A 20,299-nucleotide genomic window follows, 5' to 3' on the forward strand; every position below is an offset into this window, starting at 1 on the left:
GCGCCCGGTCGGTGAACTGGCGCATACGCGCATCGCGGCGCGAGGCATCAAAAAACACCTCCAGCACCGACTTGGGGGCGGTTTTCAGGCGAACGCCCACGGCATGAAAGCCGAATAGAACTTTGGGGGAAGAAGACATGCAGGGTTATCGCTGCTGGACCCTTGGGTCAGACTGCAGCCTGTCGGTGGTTAAGGTTGCTTTGCCAAAACGACAGGATTCAGCCAGTTGCAGGCAGTGCGGAATGCTCAAAAGCCAACAGTCGCCTGCCGACCGGTGAACCCGCGAAAACTCCCGGCCAGGCTTGTAGTCCCGACGTCTAGCAGGGTCTGGCGGTCTAGCCGGTCGTTCCTGGAATCTTGGTCAAGTGCCCGTTTTGACATGGGTAGCTGCTAATATTGAATCGTTCATGTCGACAACTCATACAAGCCTTTTTCTCCAACGCCGCTTTGCCTGGCTGCTTGGGCTTGTCTTGCTCCTGCCCATCGCGCAGACAGTTGCGACCTGGCATCTGCTTTCACACGTTCATTCGGTTGAAGCCGATAAAACGAATGGCGATCAGGTACATATGCATGATCGCTGCGGCCTCTGTCAGGTTGCAGAGGCGCTGACGGGCGGCGCAGTTCCCGTTAGGTCAGTCGTCTCACCCCGAATCGCAGTGCCACGAGTGGCACCGGGGATCGATTCCAGCCACGTCCGGCTTGCTCTTACGCAGCGGGCCTACGAAAGCCGCGCCCCTCCTTTCGCTCCGAACTGATCCTTGTATCCTTGCTTCCAAAGCGCGGACAACGCGGCTGGAAGCCGTTCAATGTCATAGTCCGGAGTGATAACTCATGAATAAGTTCATGCCAGTGAGCATCGCGCTCGCCCTGGCCGCGCCATTTTGCGCCGTGGCCGACACCCCCTCAAACACACCATCCGACATACAGGGGCTTCGGCAAGAAGTCGATGCCATGCGCGCCGCCTATGAGGCGCGGTTGCAGGCCCTTGAGCAGCGCCTCATGGCTGCCGAAAGAGTCGCCGAGCAAGCGCAAGCTTCGAGGAGCGCGGCTGCTAGCGAACCTGGCAGTATTTCATCCACGGCGCCACCGCCTGCATCGCAAGTCACAGCTGCGGCATCGTCAGCTGCTGGTGGCGCCAACGCTTTCAATCCCGCAATATCTCTCATCCTCTCCGGCGGCTATACCGGCACATCCCAGGACCCTGCCACCTACCGCATCACGGGTGTTCAATTGCCAACGGACAGCGCTGCGGGGCCCGGGTCGCGCGGCTTCAGTCTCGCTGAATCGGAACTCGGTCTGACAGCGAATATCGATCCCTGGCTGCGTGGCGTGGCCAACATCTCGCTGCACGCCGATGACACGGTGTCGGTTGAAGAGGCATTCATACAAACCACCTCATTGGGTCATGGTTTGTCATTGAAGGCCGGCCGCTTTTTTTCCGGTGTCGGCTACCTCAACCCACAGCACGCCCACACCTGGGATTTTGCAGACAACCCCTTAGCTTACCAGGCTTTCCTTGGCACGCAATACGGCGACGACGGCGTGCAACTCAACTGGCTTGCGCCCACCGATCAGTACCTTGAACTGGGTTTGGAGCTTGGCCGTGGACGCGGCTTTCCCGGCAGCAATACTGGACGAAACGGCGCAGGCATGACGGCGTTGATCGCACATACGGGTGGCGATATTGGCGATAGCCAAAACTGGCGTGCAGGTATTTCACGCTTGGCCACCAAGGCCAACAACCAGAGCCTGACGTCCATCGACGTGATGGGCAATATGGTCACCAACGCATTTAGCGGGAACACGAGCGTCTGGGTAGTAGACGGGGTCTGGAAATGGGCGCCAAACGGAAACGCGACCCAGACCAATTTCAAGTTGCAAGGCGAATATCTGCGCAGCAACCGCAGTGGCAGCCTCAGCTATGACGTGGGCAATGCAAATGTTCCCGGCGCTTATCGCGCAGTCCAGTCCGGCTGGTATTTGCAAGGCATTTATCAATTTATGCCGAGCTGGCGAGTCGGACTGCGCACCGAACGCTTGAACCCTGGCAGGCCAGACTTCGGAACTAATGCCGCGTCACTCGCCAATAGCGGTTACCAGCCTAGCAAGAATTCGCTCATGCTCGACTACAACCCCAGTGAATTCTCACGCGTGCGCCTGCAGTTTGCCCAGGACCGCTCACGACAGGGTCTTGCTGATAACCAGGTCTTCCTCCAGTACCAAATGAGCCTGGGCGCACACGGCGCCCATAGGTACTAGGTATTTACCCAACAAGGAGCATCCCATGATGAATCGAAAAACAGTATTTGCCATGCTGGCCGCACCACTGGTGCTGCTGACTATTCCCGCGCATGCGGCGCTGCGTGTCTTTGCCTGCGAGCCCGAGTGGGGGGCGCTGGCCCAGGAGCTCGGTGGCGATCTCGTCGAGGTATCGGTGGCTACCAGTGCGTTGCAGGACCCGCACCAGATTCAGGCCAAGCCTAGCCTCATTGCGCGGGCGCGCAACGCTGACCTTGTCGTCTGTACAGGTGCTGAACTGGAGATTGGTTGGCTGCCGGTGTTGCTGCAGCAGTCGGGTAACGCAAAGGTTCAGCCCGGACAGCCCGGCAACTTCGCGGCGGCTGATTTTGTACGAAAGCTCGACGTTCCGGGTCAACTGGATCGCTCGCAAGGCGACGTGCACGCTGCGGGAAACCCTCACATTCAGACCGACCCGCGCAATATCAGCCAGGTGGCGTCTGCTTTGGGCGCCCGGCTTCAGCAAGTGGATGCCGCCCATGCGCCGCAGTATGCGCAACGCCTGAAGGATTTTTCCGGACGCTGGCAACAGGCCACTGGTCGCTGGACTCTGCAGGCTGCACCGCTCAAGGGAGTGGCCGTCGTTTCACAACACAAGGCCTTTGCTTACCTGTACGAATGGCTGGGACTCAAGGAAGTTGCGGTGCTGGAACCCAAGCCAGGCGTCGAACCCACCGCTTCGCATTTACAGGCCGTGCTCGCATCATTGAAGAACTCACCGGCCCGTATGACGCTGTACTCGGCCTACCAGGACCCGAAACCTGCCGAGTGGCTGAGCAAGAATGCTGGCGTGCCCGCCGTGAAAATACCTTTCACCGTCGGCGGCACCGATGGCGCGAAAGACCTGTTCGGTTTATTCGATGACACGCTGTCCCGGCTACTGGCAACAGCGGCCAAGCCATGAACTGGAGCGCACTTGACTGGGGCATCCTCGGCCCGGCCTTTATTGCTGGACTACTGGTGCTCGCAACGCATGTGCCGCTGGGCACCCAGGTGCTGGACCGAGGCATCGTCTTCATCGACCTTGCAATAGCGCAGATCGCTGGTCTCGGCGTCATTGCTGCAGACACGCTGGGCATGCCGGAGGGAGGCATTGCCGTGCAGGTTGCAGCGGTGAGTGCCGCTTTGCTCGGCGCATTGTTGCTGACCTGGACCGAGCGGCGTGCTCCCAAGCAACAGGAAGCGCTGATTGGGGTGATGTTCATTCTCGCTGCCTGTGCCAGCATCTTGATGCTGGCGGGCAACCCGCACGGTGGCGAGCACCTGAAAGATCTGCTGGTCGGGCAAATTCTTTGGGTCAACACAACCCAATTGATGTGGCTTGGGGGTGTATCTGCTCTGCTGTTACTCGCACTGCGCCTGGGATGGGTCAAGAGGCTGGGGCGCTTCGGCTTCTACGCCATGTTCGCGCTGGCCGTGACGGCCTCGGTGCAGGTGGTGGGGGTTTACCTGGTGTTCTCCAGCCTTATCATTCCGGCGCTTGGCACGGGGCAGCTTCGCGGTCCGCGCCGTTACGTTATCGCCTGGGGAATAGGCGCAGTGGCTTACGCCCTTGGACTGGCCTTGTCCGCGCTGTTTGACCTTCCCTCGGGCGCCGTGATTGTGTGGACTTTAGCGGCGTGTGCCTTGGTAGCAGCAATAGTCGTGAGACCTGTCCAAAAGAGCAGAGGATAAGTGGGCTGCTATGACGGTTTCAGTTGTCAACTATGCGCCGCGGGCGTTTTTCGGTGAACGAATCCGACCCATCCGCGTGACCGCGCCATGGGCCAGGAAGCCGACCTGGCGCGCAAGTCCTGCACCCCGGTTTTTCGCCGCCACATTGGTTGCTATATTATTAGTAGCGCACTATGACCTATATAGCTGGGCTAGAGGCCAATATGACCAGAAATATTACTGATTTGCCCGGCCTCAATCGTGATCCGCCGCTTGCAGCGCGCGGCAATCGCCGGGTCGTGCGTCACCAGCACCAGCGTGGTGCCCAGTTCCTGGTTCAGGTCAAACATCAGCTGCATCACGGTTTCGCCGGTGGCGAAGTCCAGGCTGCCGGTGGGTTCGTCGGCCAGCAGCACGGCGGGCTCGACCACAAAGGCGCGGGCCAGCGCCACGCGCTGCTGTTCGCCGCCCGACAGCACTTTGGGATAATGGCCTAGCCGCTCGCCCAGGCCGACCCGCTTGAGCATGTCGGTGGCCAACGCCCTGGCGTTGCGCTTGTCGGCCAGTTCCAGCGGCAGCATGACGTTTTCCAGCGCGCTGAGGTTGCCCATGAGCTGAAAGCTCTGAAAGACGAAACCGACTTTTTGCGCGCGCAGCGCGGCGCGGTCGTCTTCGTCGATGGCAAACAGGTCCTGGCCGGCCAGCCGCACCGTGCCCTGGGTGGGGGTGTCGAGCCCGGCGATGATGGACAGCAGCGTGCTTTTGCCCGAGCCCGATGCCCCCACAATGGCCACGGTTTCACGCGGGGCCAGCGCAAAGTCAATATCGCGCAAAATGCTCAGGGTGCCGGTCGAGTCGCTGACCGACTTGAAAACATGCTCAACGGAAATAATTGAAGAGGCCAAGCCGCCCGCGGAAGTTGCAGAAGCGTCGCCAGCGGCGCCAACAAGAGGTTCAAACATGTCAGCCTTATCAGATAACGTGAAATCCATGACTGCCGACTTTAACAAGCTTGCCGCCGGCGCAAGCCGCCGCTGGCTAAAACCTTGGGGCGCGCTGCTTCTGCTGTCCATGGCGGTCGTTCTGGGCGTGCTCGTTGTACCCGGGCCGGCGGCGGCGCAAAAGCCGCCGGCCACGATTCTGGTGGTGGGCGATTCGCTGAGCGCCGAATACGGCCTGAAACGCGGCAGCGGCTGGGTCGCGCTGCTGGAAAAGCAGCTGGCCAGCGACCGCAAGACGGCCAAAGTCGTCAATGCCAGCGTCAGCGGCGACACCACCTCGGGCGGGCGCTCGCGGCTGGCGCCGCTGCTGGCGCAGCACAAGCCGGCCACGGTGGTGATCGAGCTGGGCGGCAACGATGCGCTGCGCGGCCTGCCGCTGGACATGACCGAAAAAAACCTGCTGGCCATGACCCAGGCCGCCAAACAGGCCGGCGCCCGGGTGCTGCTGGTCGGCATGCAGGTGCCGCCCAACTACGGCGGCGCCTATGCCGCGAGCTTTTCGGGCCTGTTCAGCAAGGTCGCCAAGACCGAAAAAGTGGCGCTGGTGCCGTTCTTGCTCAAGGGCATTGCCGATAGCGACGACTCGGCCGCCAACTTTCAGGCCGACCGCATCCACCCCAACGAGCAATCGCAGGCCAGAATGCTGGCCAATGTATTGCCCGAACTGAAGAAACTCATCCCGTGAGCCTTGAACGCATTTCCGCCGGGCAGGTGCTTGGCAGCCTTTCCAGTTTTTCCGACATCATCGACGCGCGCAGCGAGGGCGAGTACGCCGAAGACCACCTGCCCGGCGCCATCAACTGGCCCAGCCTGCATGACGACGAGCGCAAGCTGGTGGGCACCGAGTACAAGCAGATCAGCGCGTTCGAGGCCAAAAAGCGCGGCGCCGCGCTGGTCGCCAAGAACATCGCGGCGCACATAGAGCGCGAGGTGCTGGGCAAGCCGCGTGAATGGCAGCCGCTGATTTACTGCTGGCGCGGCGGCAAGCGCAGCGGCTCGCTGGCGCTGATCCTGGACCAGATCGGCTTTCGGGTTACCTTGGTCGATGGCGGCTACAAGGCCTTTCGGGCCGCGCTGGTGGCCGACCTGCCGCAGCTGGCGGCGCGCTTGCACTACCAGGTGGTGTGCGGCACCACCGGCTCGGGCAAGACGCGCTTGCTGCAGGCCCTGGCCCAGCAAGGCGCGCAGGTGCTGGACCTGGAAGCACTGGCGAATCACCGCAGTTCGGTGCTGGGCATGATTCCGGGCGTGCCGCAGCCGAGCCAGAAGGCCTTTGACAGCCTGATCTGGGCCAGGCTGCGCGGCTTTGACGCGGCGCGGCCCGTTTACATCGAAAGCGAAAGCAAAAAGGTCGGCAACGTGGCGGTGCCCGAAGGCCTGATTGCCGCGATGCGCGCCAGCCCCTGCCTGCAGCTGGACCTGCCCGAGGACGAACGGGTGGCGCTGCTGCTGGAAGACTACGATTTTTTCGTGAAAGACAGCGAATTTTTCTGCGACCGGCTGGGCGCCCTGACCGAGGCGCGCGGCAAGGAAACCGTGCACGACTGGCAGGCGCGCGTGCGCGGCGGCGACATTGCCTCGGTGGTGCGCGAGTTGCTCGTCAAGCATTACGACCCGGTGTACCTGCAGTCGATGCGGCGCAACTTCAGCCACTATGAAGCGGCGCGCGTGCTGGCACCGCGCGACCACAGCGTGGCCGCCATGACGGCGCTGGCGCAAACCCTGCTGACGGACTGAGCCAGCGCCGCCCATAATCCGGTTCAGCAGGCCAGCCCATGGTCTGACCAACCAAAAGACGAGGGAACCGGCGCATGAAAAAAACCTTTACCGCGCTGGCCGCGCTGCTGTTGCTGGCGCTGGCCTATTTCTGTTTCTGGCCGGTGCCGGTTGAGCCCGTCGTCTGGACGCCCCCGGTTGCGACGGGTTATGTCGGGCCGTTTGCGGTGAACCAGAAGCTGGCCGGCTTGCAGATGATCTCGCTGGGCGCCGACGAAGGCCCGGAGCATGTCGCCATCGGCCCCGACGGCAAGCTCTATGTGGCGGTGGCCAGCGGCAACATTTTACGCATGGCACCCGACGGCAGCGCCCGGGAAGTGTTCGTCAACACCGGCGGGCGGGTGCTGGGCTTTGACTTTGATGCCGCCGGCAACCTGGTGGCGGCCGACGCCCTGCTGGGCTTGCTGTCAATCGCGCCCGACCGGCGCATCAGCCTGCTGACCAGCAACGTCGACGGCGATCCGATTCGCTATGCCGATGCGGTGGTGGTGGCCAAGAATCCGGCGGCGGGCGGCAAAATCTATTTCAGCGACGCCTCCACCCGCTTTGGCGCCAAGCAATGGGGCGGCACGTTTGAGGCCAGCGTGCTCGATATTCTGGAGCAGTCGTCCAGCGGCCGGGTGCTTGAATACGACCCCGCCAGGCAAAGCACCCGCGTGGTGGCCAGGGGCCTGGCGTTTGCCAACGGTGTGGCCCTGAGCGCCGATGGGCAGCACCTGTTCGTCAGTGAAACCGGCAAGTACCGGGTCTGGAAAATCGCTGTTGGTGCCAAGCAGGTCGATGTCAGCCGGGACGGTTTTGACCCGGCCCAGGCGCGCGTGCTGCTGGACAACCTGCCCGGCTACCCCGACAACCTGATGGCCGCCCCCGGCGGCGGAAAAATCTGGCTGGGCCTGGTCAAGCCGCGCAATCCGACCATCGACAAGCTGGCCGGCAAGCCCTTCATGCGCAAGGTCACCTTGCGGCTGCCGCGCATGCTGTGGCCGATTCCCAAGGACTACGGCCATGTGCTGGCGTTTGACGAAGACGGCAAAATCCTCACCAACCTGCAGGACCCGAGCGGCGCCTACCCCGAAACCACAGGCGTCACCGAGACCGCCGACCGCCTCTACCTCCAGAGCCTGCACGCCAGGGCGCTGGGCTGGATGCTCAAGCCGCAGCAACCCTGAAAACATTAAACCCTGCGTCACCAGCACCGTTTGGGGCGTTGGCTGCGGCAGGGTTTGGGGGTTTGGTGTTATGTGTTAGCTATAAAATTGATAGCTGTATGCGCACGTCCTATATGGGCTATAGGCCTATTTCATTGATTATTTGAGCTGCAGCGCCGGTTCAGGGCGCGGGCTCGGCCGGCGGCGTGTCGGCCGGACCGCCTTCGGGCAGCTCATCGGTATCGGGTTCGTCGGGCTTGCCTTCGGCCTTGCGTTTGAGTTTTTCTTCTTTTTTACGCTTTTTGGCGAGCTCTTTCTGGCGTTTTTCGTAGGAATAATTAGGAGTTGCCACAGACTGCTTTCATGAAATTTAGCCCTTACTGTACTGCATTGCCTTGAGGCTTTGCGCAATGTCCGCCTGCAGGTCGGCTACCCCCTCCAGACCGACCGAAAAGCGCACCAGCCCCCCTTCGTGCGGCCACGGCGTGGTGCGCACGGCGGGCACGTCATAGGGCGCGCACAGGCTCATGGGCCCGGCCCAGCTGTAGCCCAGCTTGAAGCGCTTGAGGCGGTCGCAAAAGCCGTCAATCTGCGCCTGGGGGATGTCGGGCTGAAACACCGCGCTGAGCAGGCAGGCCGCGCCCGTGCAGTCGCGCTTCCAGGTGTCATGCCCCGGCGAGCCGGCCAGCGCGGGGTGCAGCACCGCCGCGATCTGCGGCTGGGTCTGCAGCCAGCCGGCCAGTTGCCGCGCCGCCGCGTCCTGGGCGGCATAGCGCAGCGCCATGGTGTTCAGGCCACGCAGCACCAGTTCCGCATCGTTGCCGCTCACGCCAAAGCCCACCCGCATGTGGCAAAAGTGCACCAGGTGATGCAGGACTTCGTCGCGGGTCACCACCGAACCCATCAGCACGTCGGCGCCGCCGCTGGGGTATTTGGTCAGCGCCTGCACGGCAATGTCGGCGCCCAGCGCAAAAGCATTGAACGCCAGGCCCGCGCCCCAGGTGTTGTCGAGCGCGCTGACGATGCCTTCGGGGTGGCGGGTTTTGTGCGCCCGGATGACGGCGACCAGCGCCGGCAGGTCGGGAAACTCCAGCGTGATGGAGCCCGGCGCTTCGAGCCAGACCAGCCGGGTTTTGGCGCTGAGCCGGGCCGCCAGATCGGCCGGCTGCATAGGGTCGTAAAACTGGTGGCTGATGCCCCAGGCGGCAAGTTCGCCATGGGCGAAGGCCTTGTTCGGGCCATAGGCGTTGTCGGGAATCAGCACCTCGTCGCCCGACTTGAGCAAGGCCATGCCCACCAGCACCACCGCCGCCAGGCCGCTGGGCACCAGCGTGCAGAACTTGCCGCCCTCGAGCGTGGCGATGCGCTCTTCGAGCGTGAAGGTGGTGGGCGTGCCGTGCAGCCCGTAGGTGTAGCCGGTCTTGTGCTTCCAGTCGCGGCTGCGCAGCGCCGCGACGCTGGGAAAGATGATGGTGGAAGCCTTGTGCACCGCCGGCGAAACGGCCTGGAAACCGGCCGGCGGCGTGTAAGGGTGGTGAATCAGCTGGGTGGAGATGTTGCTCATTAAGCTATGTTAACGGCCCCCTCAAAACGCGTTGAGGACGAGGTGCCGCGAGCCCCGTCTGACTTAAACCAAGCAGGGGCCGCGGAACCGGCTTCGCCGGGCCGCAGGCGCAGCGCCCCCTCGGGGGGCAGAGAGCTACGCGCAGCGAGCGACCGTGGGGGCTATATCTTCCACTTCGCCATGAGTTGCGCGGGCGTCAGCGCGTCGTAGCTTTCAAACGGCTGGTGAATCCAGGGGTTGGTCGGCAGCGTTTCGACCGAGTAGTCGGCCTGAAAACTGGATACGCCCTTGGTCCAGATCACGGCGCTGCGCAGCTCGGTAATCGGCTGGTAGTTGGTGCGCAGCTGGTGAATCACGGCCTTGAGGGTCACGCCGGAATCAGCCAGGTCGTCGACCAGCAGCACCTTGCCGGCGATTTCGCCCTTGGGCGTGGTGATGAAGCGGGCAATGTCCAGGTTGCCCTGGGTCTTGCCGGAATCGGCCCGGTAGGAGCTGGTGGACATGATGGCCAGCGGCTTGTCAAAAATGCGCGACAAAATATCGCCAGGCCGCATGCCGCCCCGCGCCAGGCACAAGATGGTGTCGAACTGCCAGTCCGACTGGTGAATCCTGATCGCCAGTTTTTCAATCAGGCTGTGGTATTCGTCATAGCTGACATAGAGATGCTTGCCGTCTTCGGTCAACATGAAATTGCTCCTGATTTAATAGCTGCCTAAGCACGTAACGCCAGGGCTAAAGGCCTGTTTGATTGAAAAAACCGCTGCTTCAGGCGATGTAGGGGTTGTGCACAAGAATGGTGTGGTCGCGGTCGGGGCTGGTGGAAATCATGGCGATCGGCACGCCCGTCACCGCTTCAATCCGGCGCAGATAGACCTGGGCGGCCGGCGGCAGCTTGTCGTACTCGGTCACGCCGACCGTGCTCTGGCTCCAGCCGGGCAGGGTTTCGTAAATCGGCTGGCAGCGGGCAATGTCGTCGGCGCCCATGGGCAAAATGTCGGTGATGTGGCCGTCCAGTTCGTAGCCGGTGCACAGCTTGAGCTCCTCGATGCCGTCCAGCACGTCGAGCTTGGTGATGCACAGGCCCGACAGCCCGTTGACCTGGGCCGAGCGCTTGAGCAGGGCCGCGTCAAACCAGCCGCAGCGGCGGCTGCGCCCGGTGGTCACGCCTTTTTCAGCGCCCACGTTGCTGAGGTGGTAGCCGACGGTGCCGGGGGTTTCCCAGTCGAGTTCGGTCGGGAACGGCCCGCCGCCCACGCGCGTGCAGTAGGCCTTGGTAATGCCCAGGATGTAGTGCAGCATGCCGGGGCCGACACCGGCGCCGGCGGCCGCGTTGCCGGCGACGCAGTTGCTGGAGGTGACATACGGGTAGGTGCCGTGATCGACGTCGAGCAAGGTGCCCTGCGCGCCTTCGAACAGCAGGTTGGCGCCGTCCCGGTGCGCGTCGTTCAACTCGCGCGACACGTCGGCCATCATGGGCTTGAGCAGTTCGGCGTGGCGCATGGCTTCGTCGTAGACCGTGTCAAAGTCAACCGCCGGCGCATTGAGGAAGCCGGTCAGCACAAAGTTGTGCAAGTCGAGCAGCTCGCGCAGCTTGGTGGCAAAGCGCTCGGGGTATTTGAGGTCTTGCACGCGCAGCGCGCGGCGGGCGATCTTGTCTTCGTAGGCCGGGCCGATGCCGCGGCCGGTGGTGCCGATTTTGGCGGTGCCGCCCTGTTCGCGGAAGGTCTCGCGGGCAATGTCGAGCGCCGCGTGGAAAGGCAGAATCAGCGGGCAGGCTTCGCTGATGCGCAGGCGCGAGCGCACCTCGACGCCGGCCTTTTCCAGGCCCTCGATTTCCTCGAACAGCTTGGCCGCCGACAGCACGACGCCGTTGCCGATGTAGCACTTGACGCCGGGGCGCATGATGCCGCTGGGGATCAGGTGCAAGGCGGTCTTGACGCCATTGATGACCAGCGTGTGGCCGGCATTGTGGCCGCCCTGAAAACGCACCACGCCCTGCGACATTTCGGTGAGCCAGTCGACCAGCTTGCCCTTGCCTTCATCGCCCCACTGGGTGCCCACGACCACGACGTTGCGGCCCGCGGTTGCGGTTGGTTTGTTTGTCATCTTCTGGTTTCTCGTTAAGGATTCGTTGGAAAAGCGGGTTCAAGGCCGGATTAAAACCGGATGCGTGCCGGCAGCTTCAGGCCGCTTTTTTCAGGGGCTGGACCACCCATTGGCCGGCGCTGTGGGCCAGCTCGCGGTCGCAGTTGAATTCATTGACCTCATGCTCATGCCCCGGCAGCACGCAGGCCACGGTCTCGCCGCCGGCGCGCAGGCGGGCAATGGCGGCGCCCAGGCCGGCGTCTTCGCCCCAGGGCGCCCGTATGGCGGCCCTCAGCGGCCGGGGCGGCAGCACGCTGACCAGCTCTTTGAGATCCAGGCTGAAGCCGACGGCGGGTCGGTTGCGGCCAAACACGGCGCCGACCTCGTCGTAACGGCCACCGCGCGCCAGCTCGGCGCCCTGCCCGTAAATGGCAAAACGGGTGCCGCTGTAGTAGGCGTAGCCGCGCAGGTCGGCCAGGTCAAAGCTGACCTTGACCTCGTCTTTTTGACCTTGCGTGTGGGATGCCAGCCACTTCAAATTTTGTAGCGCCTCACGCACGCCGGGCGTGGCCTGCAGGGCTTTCTCGGCCTCGATCAGCACTTTTTCATCGCCGTAGAGTTGCAGCAATGCTTTGAGCCCTTCGCGCGCCGCAGCGGAAATGCCGTCTTTCAGGCTGGCGCACAGGCTGTCCAGTTCGCTCGCATCCTTGGCCGCCAGCGCGGCATGGATCAGCGCCAGGGTTTTGGCGCTGATGGTGGCGCCCGCCAGCAGGCTGCTGACGATGCGGACATCGGCCATGTCCACGGCGAGTTCGGTGACGCCGGCGGCCTTCAGGCCTTCGAGCGCCAGCAACTGGGCTTCCAGGTCAGCCTCCAGCCCGGCGTGGCCGTAGATTTCGGCGCCAAACTGCAGCGGTTCGCGGGTGGCCAGCGGCCGGTCGGCGCGGGTGTGCAGCACCGGTCCGCAATAGCAGAGCCGGGCCACGCCCTGGCGGTTCAGCAAATGGGCATCGATGCGGGCGACCTGCGGCGTGGTGTCGGCGCGCAGGCCCAGCGTGCGGCCCGAGAGCTGGTCGACCAGCTTGAAGGTCTGCAGGTCCAGCGCTTCGCCGGTGCCGGTGAGCAGCGACTCCAGGTGCTCCAGCAGCGGCGGCATGACCAGTTCATAGCCATAGCTGCGGGCGGTGTCCAGAAACAGACGGCGCAGCTCTTCGATGTGACGCGCCTCGGAGGGCAGGACATCGGCAATTTGATCGGGCAATTGCCATGATGACGACCAGGCGGGCATTGTGACTTTTCGTGGGCTGTTAAAAACGAGATTTTACCGGGCTTGAGGCCGCTTTTTGCCGCGCCAGTGTCGAGGCGGGCGGGCGGCGCGCAAATTGAAGCGCCGGCCGGGGCATTGGCGGCACATTGGCCGGCGTGCAATTCAGGCCAGAAACAGCAGCAACAGCAGGCCGGCGGCCATGCTGCACAGCCCGAAAAACCGGATCTGGCCGTTGCCGAGCCTGAGGATTTGCTCAAACATGCCGCGCCAGCGATTGGGCGCGACCAGCGGCAACAGTCCTTCGATCACCAGCATCAGGGCCAGTGCCTGCCAGAGCGTGTTGCCGTCCACGCCGGTTTATTTTTTGCCGGGTGCCGCCGCGCCGCTGCCGGACGTGCCGGAGCCCGAGCTGCGCATGGCCTTGAAGAAGTCAGAGGACGGGTCGAGCACCATCACATCGCCCTTCTTTGCAAAGCTGGCCTTGTAAGCGTCCAGGCTGCGGTAGAACTGGGCAAACTGCGGGTCGCGGCCAAAGGCTTCGTTGTACATGCCGGCGGCTTGGGCATCGCCCTCGCCCTTGACCTTCTGGGCATCGCGGTAGGCATTGGCCACTGTCACTTCGCGCTGACGGTCTGCGTCAGCGCGGATTTTCTCGCCTTCGGCCGCGCCGGTCGAGCGTAGCTCGTTGGCCACGCGCTGGCGCTCGGCCACCATGCGCTTGTAGACCGAGTCGGTGATGGATTCCACATAGTCGACGCGGGTGATGCGCACATCGACCACCTCGACGCCCCAGGGTTTGGCGCCCTGCACCACCTGCTGCACCTCGCGCTTGACATCGGCCATCAGGGCTTCGCGCTTGAGCGACAGCAAGTCCTTGACCGTGCGTTTGTTGATTTCTTCCTGGAACGCATTGCGAACGACCCGGCTCAACTGGTTGGCACCGGCTTTTTCGTCCAGCCCGACATTGCGGATGTACTCGGTCGGCTGGGTCACGCGCCAGCGCACATACCAGTCAATCACCACGCGCTGTTTTTCAGCCGTCAGCATCGGTTCGGCATCGATGCTGTCCAGCACCAGCAGGCGCTTGTCGATGTACGACACATTCTGAAATGGCGGCGGCAGTTTGGCGTGCAGCCCCGGCACGGTAATCACGTCCTTGATCTGCCCCAGGGCATAGACCACGCCAAACTGGCGCTGATCGACCACGAACAGGGTCGAGCTGAGCAGCGCCAGCAACACCAGCAAGGAAGAAACGATAAATCCAACTCTATTCACTTTTTTCTTCCTTAGCGGGTTTCACGTTCGCGGGTGCGGGCGGCATCACGCGTGCGGGCATCCAGCGGCGCGCCGCTGCTGGCGGGTGCCATGGGCGTTACCGTTGATGCTGCGGCACCCGGTGCCAGCGTGGCATCGGCAGCGGCTGCGGCACCGCCTTGAGCGCTCAGCTGCATGATCTTGTCGAGCGGCAGGTACAGCAGGTTGGAGCCCTGGCGCGAGTCCACCAGCACCTTGGTGACGTTGGTGTAGACCTGTTGCATGGCGTCGGTGTACATGCGGTCACGGGTGACCTGCGGCGCTTTCTGGTACTCGGTCAGGACCGAGCGAAAGCGCTGGGCGTCACCGTCGGCCTGCGCCACGATGCGCGCCTTGTAGGCCTCGGACTCTTCCTTCAGGCGCGATGCCGAGCCGACGGCCCGCGGAATCACGTCGTTGGCATAGGCCTGGGCTTCGTTCTTGGCGCGCTCGCGTTCCTGGCCGGCCTTGAGCACGTCGTCAAATGCGGCCTGGACCTGCTCCGGTGGCCGCACACCGCTTTGCTGCAAATTGATGCCGACCACTTCAACGCCGACCTTGTAGCGGTCCAGAATGGTCTGCATCAGCACCCGCACGCGCGGCCCGATCTGGTCGCGCTCCTCGGCCAGGGCCGAATCCATCTTCATTTTGCCGACCACTTCACGCACCGCCGTTTCAGCCGCCTGCACCACGGCCGCGGCCGGGTCCTTGCTTTCAAACAGATAGGCGCGCGCATCGCTCAGGCGGTATTGCACCGCGAACTTGATTTCAACAATGTTTTCGTCTTCGGTCAGCATGGCCGAATCGCGCAGGCCGGTGGCCTTGATGATGGTGTCGCGCCCGACATCGACCGAACGGATCTGCGTCACCACCACGATCTCGTGGCGCTGTATCGGGTACGGCAAACGCCAGTTGAAACCCGCACCAACGGTGGAGTTGTATTTGCCAAACTGGGTGATGACGGCCTGCTGGCCCTCCTGCACGATGAAAAAGCCGGTGCCCAGCCAGATCAGAACCACCACACCGGCAATCAGGCCCATGCCTATGCCGGCACTTTTCATGTCGGGCTGAAAACCGCCGCCACTGCCGCCGTTGTTGCCGCCACCAAAGCCGCCAGCGTTGCGGCCGGCGTTGCCGCCGCCCTTGGCACCGCCGAACAGGCCACCGAGCTTGCGGTTGAAGTCACGCCAGAGTTCGTCCAGATCTGGCGGGCCCTGGTTAGGGCCCTGCCCCTGCGGCCGGCTGGGCGGCCGCTGCGGCTGCTTGTCACCCTGCGGCGCCTCCGGCTTGGCATCATCGGACGAGGGCTTGTTGTCGTCGTCACGCCCCCAGCGCGGATCATTGAGGTTAAACATGCCTTGGGCGCGTTGTTTCAGCCGACCTGGCCAGGTCGTCAACGTCTGCAGCACGGGGTTCAGATTCATGGGATCAAACTCGCTTTATTCTGTTACACCGACATTGTGCCTAATGAAATAGCCCGATCAGGCAAGGATGTCGATGGTCAGCAGACTTTCCTGCGTTGACACATCGGCTGCGTGGCTGGCCAGCAACTCGCGCAGCACGGGCAGGCCTTCACCGGTCTGGGCGCTCACAAAAACGCGCTCAACACTGCGGCTGGCGCCATCGAATGCATCCTTGAGTTCAAACCTGTCACGCAGTTGCAGGGGCAAGTTGCCGTTTTCAATGGCATCGAGCTTGTTAAAGACCAGAATCTGCGGCACGTCGGCTGCGCCAATCTCGGCCAGCACGCGCTGCACCTGCTCGATCTGTTCCAGATAGTCGGGGTTGGAGCCGTCCACCACATGCAGCAGCAGGTCGGCATCGGCGGCCTCCTGCAAGGTGGCGGCAAACGCGTCAATCAGGCCGTGCGGCAGGTCGCGGATAAAGCCCACCGTGTCCGACAACGACGCCGAACGCGCCGCATCACCGAGATACAGCTGCCGGGTGGTGGTGTCCAGCGTGGCAAACAGCTGGTCGGCCGTGTAGGCACGCGCCTTGACCAGCGCATTGAACAGGGTGGACTTGCCGGCATTGGTGTAGCCCACCAGCGAGATGCTGAAGGCATTGCGGCGGTCGCGCTGCTTGCGCTGGGTTTGCCGCTGCTTCTTGACCTTGACCAGCCGCTCCTTGGTCCGCTTGATGGCGTCGCCAATCATGCGCTTGTCGAGTTCGATCTGCTTTTCTCCGGGGCCGCCGCGCAGACCCGCACCGCCGGTTTGCCGCTCCAGGTGCGACCAGCGCCGCACCAGGCGGGTCGAGGTGTACTGCAGGCGCGCCAGTTCAACCTGCAGCTTGCCTTCGTGGCTGCGGGCGCGCTGGGCAAAAATCTCCAGAATCAGCAGCGTGCGGTCGTTGACCGGCATGTCCAGATGCCGCTCAAGGTTGCGTTGCTGCGCCGGACTCAGCGACTGGTCGAACAAAACCTCGGTGGCGCCGGTGTCCAGCGCCAGCATCTTGATTTCGTCGGCCTTGCCGCTGCCGATAAAAAGCGCGGCATCGGGCGCCTTGCGCCGGCAAGTGATGCGCGCGACCGGCTGCAGGCCCGCGGTTTGCGCAAGCAAACCCAGTTCCTGCAAATCCGCATCAAAATTTGGCAAACCCAGATCCACCCCGACAAGCAGGGTGAGCACTTGTCTGGTCACCGGAGCATCATAGGAACTCAGCTTGCCGGGCTTTCTTCAGAGTCGCTGGTGGCGAAATTCACAGCGCGGCCGGGAACGATGGTGGAAATCGCATGCTTGTAGACCATCTGGGTCACCGTATTGCGAAGCAGAACCACATATTGATCGAAAGACTCGATCTGGCCCTGCAATTTGATCCCGTTGACGAGATAAATGGAAACAGGCACATGCTCGCGACGCAAGGTGTTGAGAAATGGGTCCTGCAAGAGCTGACCTTTGTTATTGCTCACGATATTTTCCGTGTTCAAAAGTTAATGGAACCTGACCTTACCACAGCCTTTTCGCCCCGCCTGTAGTCTTAAGCCGATTCCTTGTCCGTGAAGGGGTTGTGGGAGCTTTTCAGCTGGATGCGCATGGGCGTGCCAACCAGGTCGAAGGCCTTGCGAAAGCGCCCTTCCAGGTAGCGCTTATAGGCCTCGGTGACATGCTCCAGCGAATTGCCGTGAATGATGATGATGGGCGGGTTCATGCCGCCCTGGTGGGCGTAGCGCATCTTGGGGCGGAACATGCCGGAACGCTGGGGCTGCTGAAACTGCACCGCTTCGAGCAGCAGGCGCGTCAGCACCGGGGTCGACATCTTGCGGTTGGCCGAGGCGTGGGCCTGCACAATCGACTTCCAGACCGGGGCCAGGCCCTGGCGCTTGATGGCCGATATCTGGTGGATGGAGGCAAACTTGAGGAACGGCAGGCGGGTTTCAATCGAGCGCTCGACCATTTCGCGCTGGTAGGCATCCACCGCATCCCACTTGTTGACGGCCAGCACCACGGCACGGCCGCTTTCCAGAATGTAGCCCGCAATGTGCGCATCCTGATCGGTCACGCCCTGCGTCGCATCGAGCAGCAGCAGCACGACGTTGGCGTTTTCTATGGCCTGCAGGGTCTTGACGACAGAGAACTTCTCGATGGCCTCGAAAACCTTGCCCTTGCGGCGCAAGCCGGCGGTGTCGATCAGCTCAAACTTCTGGCCGGCCCGCTCAAACGGCACCGAAATCGCGTCGCGCGTGGTGCCAGGCAGGTCAAACGCCACCAACCGCTCTTCGCCCAGCCAGGTATTGATCAGCGTCGATTTGCCCACATTGGGGCGACCCGCCACCGCCAGCCGGATGATGGAGGGGTCTTGCGGCTCGACCTCTTCGTCGGGGTCCGGCAGATTGAGCGGCTCCAGCGCCATATCGACCAGCAGGCGCATGCCCTGGCCATGCGCGGCCGCCACCGGCAGCACTTCACCCAGACCGAGTTCAAAAAACTCGGAGAACTGGACGCCCTCGGTCATGCCCTCGGCCTTGTTGGCGGTCAGCACGGTGGGTTTGCCCAGCTTGCGCAGGTATTTGGCGATGTCGTGGTCCTGGGCGCTGATGCCGGCCCGCGCATCGACCACAAAAATCACCACATCGGCTTCCGCGACCGCCTGCCGGGTCTGCTTGGCCATTTCCTTGTAAATGCCGCTGATGGCATCGGGCTCGAAACCGCCGGTGTCAATCACGATGTAGTCGTGGCTGCCCAGCGAACCGTTGCCGTAATGACGATCGCGCGTCAGGCCGGCAAAGTCGGCCACGATCGCGTCCCGCGTCTTGGTCAGGCGGTTAAAAATGGTTGACTTGCCCACGTTCGGGCGGCCAACCAGGGCAATGACAGGTTTCATTAATCAGTTTCTGGCAAGAGGCGGCTATTCGGGCTTGAAGCCAAAAATGCCGCCGTTGTGGGTCACCGCAACCAGCGTGTTGCCGGCCAGCACCGGGGCGGCGGCGATGGCGGAGCCGTCGGTCGGCAGGCGGTTGAGCAGGGAGCCGTCGTCACGCGACAACAGGTGGACAAAACCGGCGAAATCGCCAATCACGACGGACCGCCCGGCCACCAGCGGCGCGGTCAGGCTGCGGTAGCGCAGCCGGTCTGTGGTCCAGACGCGTTCGCCATCGCTGCGGCGCCACGCCAGTACCGTTCCGTCGGCTTCGCTGCCCAGCAGCAGGTTGTCATCCCCGTCTATGCCCTGCACGCCGTTGGCGGGTTTGGTCCAGAGCAGGCTGCCGCGCGCGGCATTGACGCAGCCAATGCTGGCCTGAAAAGCCCGGGCGCAGACGACGTCGCCCTGGCGGCTGACGCGCCCGACCAGATCGACCAGGCGCTCTATATCGTTGACGCCGCGCGGCGACGCCAGCGGCGCCTCCCAGCGAATGCTGCCGGTGCTCGGGTCAAGACCCGCAAGCCGGCCCGCCAGGCCCACCACCAGGGTGTCGCCAACGGCCAGCATCACGCCGGACTGGCGCAGCACCAGAGGCTCACTGGGGCGTTGCTGGACCCACAGTTTGCGGCCAGTCTGGCCGTCAAAGGCGTTGACAGACCGGTCGCCGGCCAACACGAATACCCGCCCGCCCGCCACAAACGGCGCGGTGAAGGTCTGGGCATTGACTTTTTGCCGCCAGAGCTCGCGGCCATCCTGCAGCGCAACAACTTCATTGGCCTTGGTGACAATGGCCGCCACCTTGCCGTCGCTGCCGACGCCGGCCGCGACCGGGGTGTTGAGGGCGACACGCCACACATCCCGGCCGGTCTGCGCATCGAGCAGGGCCACGGTGCCGTCGCCACTGGCCACGGCCACGCTGTTGCCCGAAACACTGACTTGCAGCGGGAAGTTCACCTCGCCAACGCGGGCGCTCCAGCTTTGGCGAGCCGATACCAGCGCGGTCACCGCCTGCAGTTCCGCGGGCTGCGGCCTGGTCGCACCGCCGCCAAAGCAACCGGACAGGGTTGCTATCAAAACAATAGCTACACCTGCACGCTTTACCTGGGCTAGAGGCTTAAATGATGGGTATTTCATTTATTTTTCACCTCACCGGCGGCTGCATCGCCGGCCGGCTTGCCCGGCGCGGCGACCGGGTCCACGCCCAGCGCATTGAGCTTGACCTCGACCAGGCGGCGGTAGTCAGCGCGTTCGTCGAGCCCCTGATAGGCCTTTTCGTATTCCGCTTTGGCTTCGGTCTTCTTGCCCTGGGCCGCCAGAATGTCGCCGCGCCGGTCAGCCGCCAGCGCCCCGAAATCCTTGGGGAAATCGCCCGCGAGTTGCTTCAGCGCTTCGTCATAGGATTTTTTCTCCAGCAACAGGCCGGCCATGCGGAGCCGGGCAATCGCCTTGTAGCCCTCATCGGAGGCCTTGTCGGCCACCCCGTTCAGCGCCGCGAGCGAGGCATCGACATTGCCTTTGTCGTAATAGGCACGGGCGGCCAGCAAACCGGCCTGCTGGGCGTAGGTGGTGCCGCCAAAACGCTCTTTCATGTCGGCCAGCGAGCGCTCGATCTTGGCCGCATCGCCCGACTGCACGGCACGCGTGATTTCGTCATACATGACGGAGGCCTGCGCCGCCTGGCTGCGCTGCCAGTACTGGTAGCCGTTCCAGGCCGCGATGGCGCCGAAAACGGCAATCAGGACCCAGGTGATCAGGTCGCCGTACTGCTGCCAGAAGTGCTTGAGCTCAGCAAGCTGTTCCTGTTCTTCCAGATCGAGGTGTTTTGCCATAAAAATTCTGTGGGTTCTGCCCG

20 protein-coding genes and 1 pseudogene are annotated in these 20,299 nt (G+C 63.1%); 6 read left to right on the forward strand and 15 right to left on the reverse strand.

All coding sequences use genetic code 11. From position 1 onward, the window contains the following. Positions 1–139, reverse strand: a pseudogene (locus RMO23_RS17100) (23S rRNA (guanosine(2251)-2'-O)-methyltransferase RlmB); the annotation flags it as partial. A gap of 692 nt (positions 140–831) precedes the next feature. Between RMO23_RS17100 and RMO23_RS17105 the strand changes: the two are divergent. The 3 genes from RMO23_RS17105 to RMO23_RS17115 are packed head-to-tail and all read left to right on the forward strand — an operon-like array spanning position 832 to position 3,972. Then, a complete protein-coding gene (locus tag RMO23_RS17105; RefSeq protein WP_309683939.1) occupies positions 832–2,259 on the forward strand; it encodes a hypothetical protein in 1,428 nt (475 codons plus the stop codon). Positions 2,260–2,284: 25 nt separating this feature from the next. Then, positions 2,285–3,202 carry a metal ABC transporter solute-binding protein, Zn/Mn family gene (locus RMO23_RS17110; protein WP_309683940.1) on the forward strand — a complete coding sequence of 306 codons (918 nt, stop codon included), beginning with the start codon at positions 2,285–2,287 and terminating at the stop codon, positions 3,200–3,202. Next, positions 3,199–3,972, forward strand: a complete 774-nt coding sequence (locus RMO23_RS17115) for a metal ABC transporter permease (RefSeq protein ID WP_309683941.1) — start codon at positions 3,199–3,201, stop codon at positions 3,970–3,972. The genes RMO23_RS17110 and RMO23_RS17115 overlap by 4 nt, the downstream gene beginning before the upstream one ends. Before the next feature lie 191 nt (positions 3,973–4,163). On the opposite strand, the gene RMO23_RS17120 is transcribed toward RMO23_RS17115, so the two are convergent. Beyond that, complete coding sequence (locus tag RMO23_RS17120; protein ID WP_309683942.1) at positions 4,164–4,913, reverse strand: ABC transporter ATP-binding protein; 750 nt, start codon at positions 4,911–4,913, stop codon at positions 4,164–4,166. Between the two features lie 109 nt (positions 4,914–5,022). Between RMO23_RS17120 and RMO23_RS17125 the strand changes: the two genes are divergently transcribed. The 3 genes from RMO23_RS17125 (at position 5,023) to RMO23_RS17135 (ending at position 7,897) form a co-directional block, all read left to right on the forward strand. Then, a complete protein-coding gene (locus RMO23_RS17125; protein ID WP_405041626.1) occupies positions 5,023–5,637 on the forward strand; it encodes an arylesterase in 615 nt (204 codons plus the stop codon). Then, positions 5,634–6,689 (forward strand): tRNA 2-selenouridine(34) synthase MnmH, encoded by a 1,056-nt coding sequence (gene mnmH, locus RMO23_RS17130; protein ID WP_309683944.1) that lies wholly within the window; start codon positions 5,634–5,636, stop codon positions 6,687–6,689. Before RMO23_RS17125 ends, mnmH begins: the two co-directional genes overlap by 4 nt. A 74-nt stretch (positions 6,690–6,763) precedes the next feature. Beyond that, entirely contained in the window at positions 6,764–7,897 is a 1,134-nt protein-coding gene (locus RMO23_RS17135; protein WP_309683945.1) for an SMP-30/gluconolactonase/LRE family protein, read from the forward strand. A 160-nt stretch (positions 7,898–8,057) separates the two neighbouring features. On the opposite strand, the gene RMO23_RS17140 is transcribed toward RMO23_RS17135, so the two are convergent. From RMO23_RS17140 to RMO23_RS17200, 13 genes are all read right to left on the reverse strand, one after another. Further along, a complete protein-coding gene (locus tag RMO23_RS17140; protein ID WP_309683946.1) occupies positions 8,058–8,228 on the reverse strand; it encodes a hypothetical protein in 171 nt (56 codons plus the stop codon). Positions 8,229–8,246: 18 nt separating this feature from the next. Further along, positions 8,247–9,440 (reverse strand): PLP-dependent transferase, encoded by a 1,194-nt coding sequence (locus tag RMO23_RS17145; protein ID WP_309683947.1) that lies wholly within the window; start codon positions 9,438–9,440, stop codon positions 8,247–8,249. A gap of 161 nt (positions 9,441–9,601) precedes the next feature. Next, complete coding sequence (locus RMO23_RS17150; RefSeq protein WP_309683948.1) at positions 9,602–10,126, reverse strand: phosphoribosyltransferase family protein; 525 nt, start codon at positions 10,124–10,126, stop codon at positions 9,602–9,604. Positions 10,127–10,205: 79 nt separating this feature from the next. Further along, positions 10,206–11,546 (reverse strand): adenylosuccinate synthase, encoded by a 1,341-nt coding sequence (locus RMO23_RS17155; RefSeq protein WP_309683949.1) that lies wholly within the window; start codon positions 11,544–11,546, stop codon positions 10,206–10,208. Between the two features lie 76 nt (positions 11,547–11,622). Further along, positions 11,623–12,813 (reverse strand): ATP phosphoribosyltransferase regulatory subunit, encoded by a 1,191-nt coding sequence (locus RMO23_RS17160; RefSeq protein ID WP_309683950.1) that lies wholly within the window; start codon positions 12,811–12,813, stop codon positions 11,623–11,625. A 141-nt stretch (positions 12,814–12,954) separates the two neighbouring features. Beyond that, positions 12,955–13,143: a DUF2065 domain-containing protein gene (locus tag RMO23_RS17165; protein WP_309683952.1), complete on the reverse strand. Its 189-nt coding sequence runs from the start codon at positions 13,141–13,143 to the stop codon at positions 12,955–12,957. A 6-nt stretch (positions 13,144–13,149) separates the two neighbouring features. Further along, complete coding sequence (gene hflC / locus RMO23_RS17170) at positions 13,150–14,067, reverse strand: protease modulator HflC (protein ID WP_309683953.1); 918 nt, start codon at positions 14,065–14,067, stop codon at positions 13,150–13,152. A gap of 11 nt (positions 14,068–14,078) precedes the next feature. After that, positions 14,079–15,509: an FtsH protease activity modulator HflK gene (gene hflK / locus RMO23_RS17175; RefSeq protein WP_309683954.1), complete on the reverse strand. Its 1,431-nt coding sequence runs from the start codon at positions 15,507–15,509 to the stop codon at positions 14,079–14,081. Positions 15,510–15,566: 57 nt separating this feature from the next. Next, positions 15,567–16,748, reverse strand: coding sequence for a GTPase HflX (hflX, locus tag RMO23_RS17180; protein ID WP_405041627.1), 1,182 nt, complete (start codon positions 16,746–16,748; stop codon positions 15,567–15,569). Then, a complete protein-coding gene (gene hfq, locus RMO23_RS17185) occupies positions 16,745–17,014 on the reverse strand; it encodes an RNA chaperone Hfq (protein ID WP_309683960.1) in 270 nt (89 codons plus the stop codon). Before hfq ends, hflX begins: the two co-directional genes overlap by 4 nt. 50 nt (positions 17,015–17,064) lie before the next feature. Next, positions 17,065–18,408, reverse strand: coding sequence for a ribosome biogenesis GTPase Der (gene der / locus RMO23_RS17190; RefSeq protein ID WP_309683961.1), 1,344 nt, complete (start codon positions 18,406–18,408; stop codon positions 17,065–17,067). 24 nt (positions 18,409–18,432) lie between these two features. Continuing rightward, on the reverse strand, positions 18,433–19,581 hold the full coding sequence (bamB, locus tag RMO23_RS17195) for an outer membrane protein assembly factor BamB (RefSeq protein ID WP_309683962.1): 1,149 nt from the start codon (positions 19,579–19,581) through the stop codon (positions 18,433–18,435). Continuing rightward, positions 19,578–20,276 carry a tetratricopeptide repeat protein gene (locus RMO23_RS17200; RefSeq protein ID WP_309683963.1) on the reverse strand — a complete coding sequence of 233 codons (699 nt, stop codon included), beginning with the start codon at positions 20,274–20,276 and terminating at the stop codon, positions 19,578–19,580. The genes bamB and RMO23_RS17200 overlap by 4 nt, the downstream gene beginning before the upstream one ends. Positions 20,277–20,299: the final 23 nt, after the last annotated feature.

Source organism: Polaromonas sp. (genome assembly GCF_031411155.1).
In the GTDB taxonomy this organism is placed as follows: domain Bacteria; phylum Pseudomonadota; class Gammaproteobacteria; order Burkholderiales; family Burkholderiaceae_C; genus Polaromonas.

Bases quoted from the DNA above. Each gene is read 5' to 3' on its own strand.
- RMO23_RS17200 (WP_309683963.1), bottom strand. From the start codon at position 20,276: ATGGCAAAACACCTCGATCTGGAAGAACAGGAACAGCTTGCTGAGCTC.
- RMO23_RS17110 (WP_309683940.1), top strand. From the start codon at position 2,285: ATGATGAATCGAAAAACAGTATTTGCCATGCTGGCCGCACCACTGGTG.
- bamB (WP_309683962.1), bottom strand. From the start codon at position 19,581: ATGAAATACCCATCATTTAAGCCTCTAGCCCAGGTAAAGCGTGCAGGT.
- RMO23_RS17145 (WP_309683947.1), bottom strand. From the start codon at position 9,440: ATGAGCAACATCTCCACCCAGCTGATTCACCACCCTTACACGCCGCCG.
- RMO23_RS17115 (WP_309683941.1), top strand. From the start codon at position 3,199: ATGAACTGGAGCGCACTTGACTGGGGCATCCTCGGCCCGGCCTTTATT.
- RMO23_RS17150 (WP_309683948.1), bottom strand. From the start codon at position 10,126: ATGTTGACCGAAGACGGCAAGCATCTCTATGTCAGCTATGACGAATAC.
- RMO23_RS17105 (WP_309683939.1), top strand. From the start codon at position 832: ATGAATAAGTTCATGCCAGTGAGCATCGCGCTCGCCCTGGCCGCGCCA.
- RMO23_RS17125 (WP_405041626.1), top strand. From the start codon at position 5,023: ATGGCGGTCGTTCTGGGCGTGCTCGTTGTACCCGGGCCGGCGGCGGCG.
- RMO23_RS17120 (WP_309683942.1), bottom strand. From the start codon at position 4,913: ATGTTTGAACCTCTTGTTGGCGCCGCTGGCGACGCTTCTGCAACTTCC.
- RMO23_RS17160 (WP_309683950.1), bottom strand. From the start codon at position 12,813: ATGCCCGCCTGGTCGTCATCATGGCAATTGCCCGATCAAATTGCCGAT.
- der (WP_309683961.1), bottom strand. From the start codon at position 18,408: ATGAAACCTGTCATTGCCCTGGTTGGCCGCCCGAACGTGGGCAAGTCA.
- RMO23_RS17155 (WP_309683949.1), bottom strand. From the start codon at position 11,546: ATGACAAACAAACCAACCGCAACCGCGGGCCGCAACGTCGTGGTCGTG.
- hflK (WP_309683954.1), bottom strand. From the start codon at position 15,509: ATGAATCTGAACCCCGTGCTGCAGACGTTGACGACCTGGCCAGGTCGG.
- RMO23_RS17135 (WP_309683945.1), top strand. From the start codon at position 6,764: ATGAAAAAAACCTTTACCGCGCTGGCCGCGCTGCTGTTGCTGGCGCTG.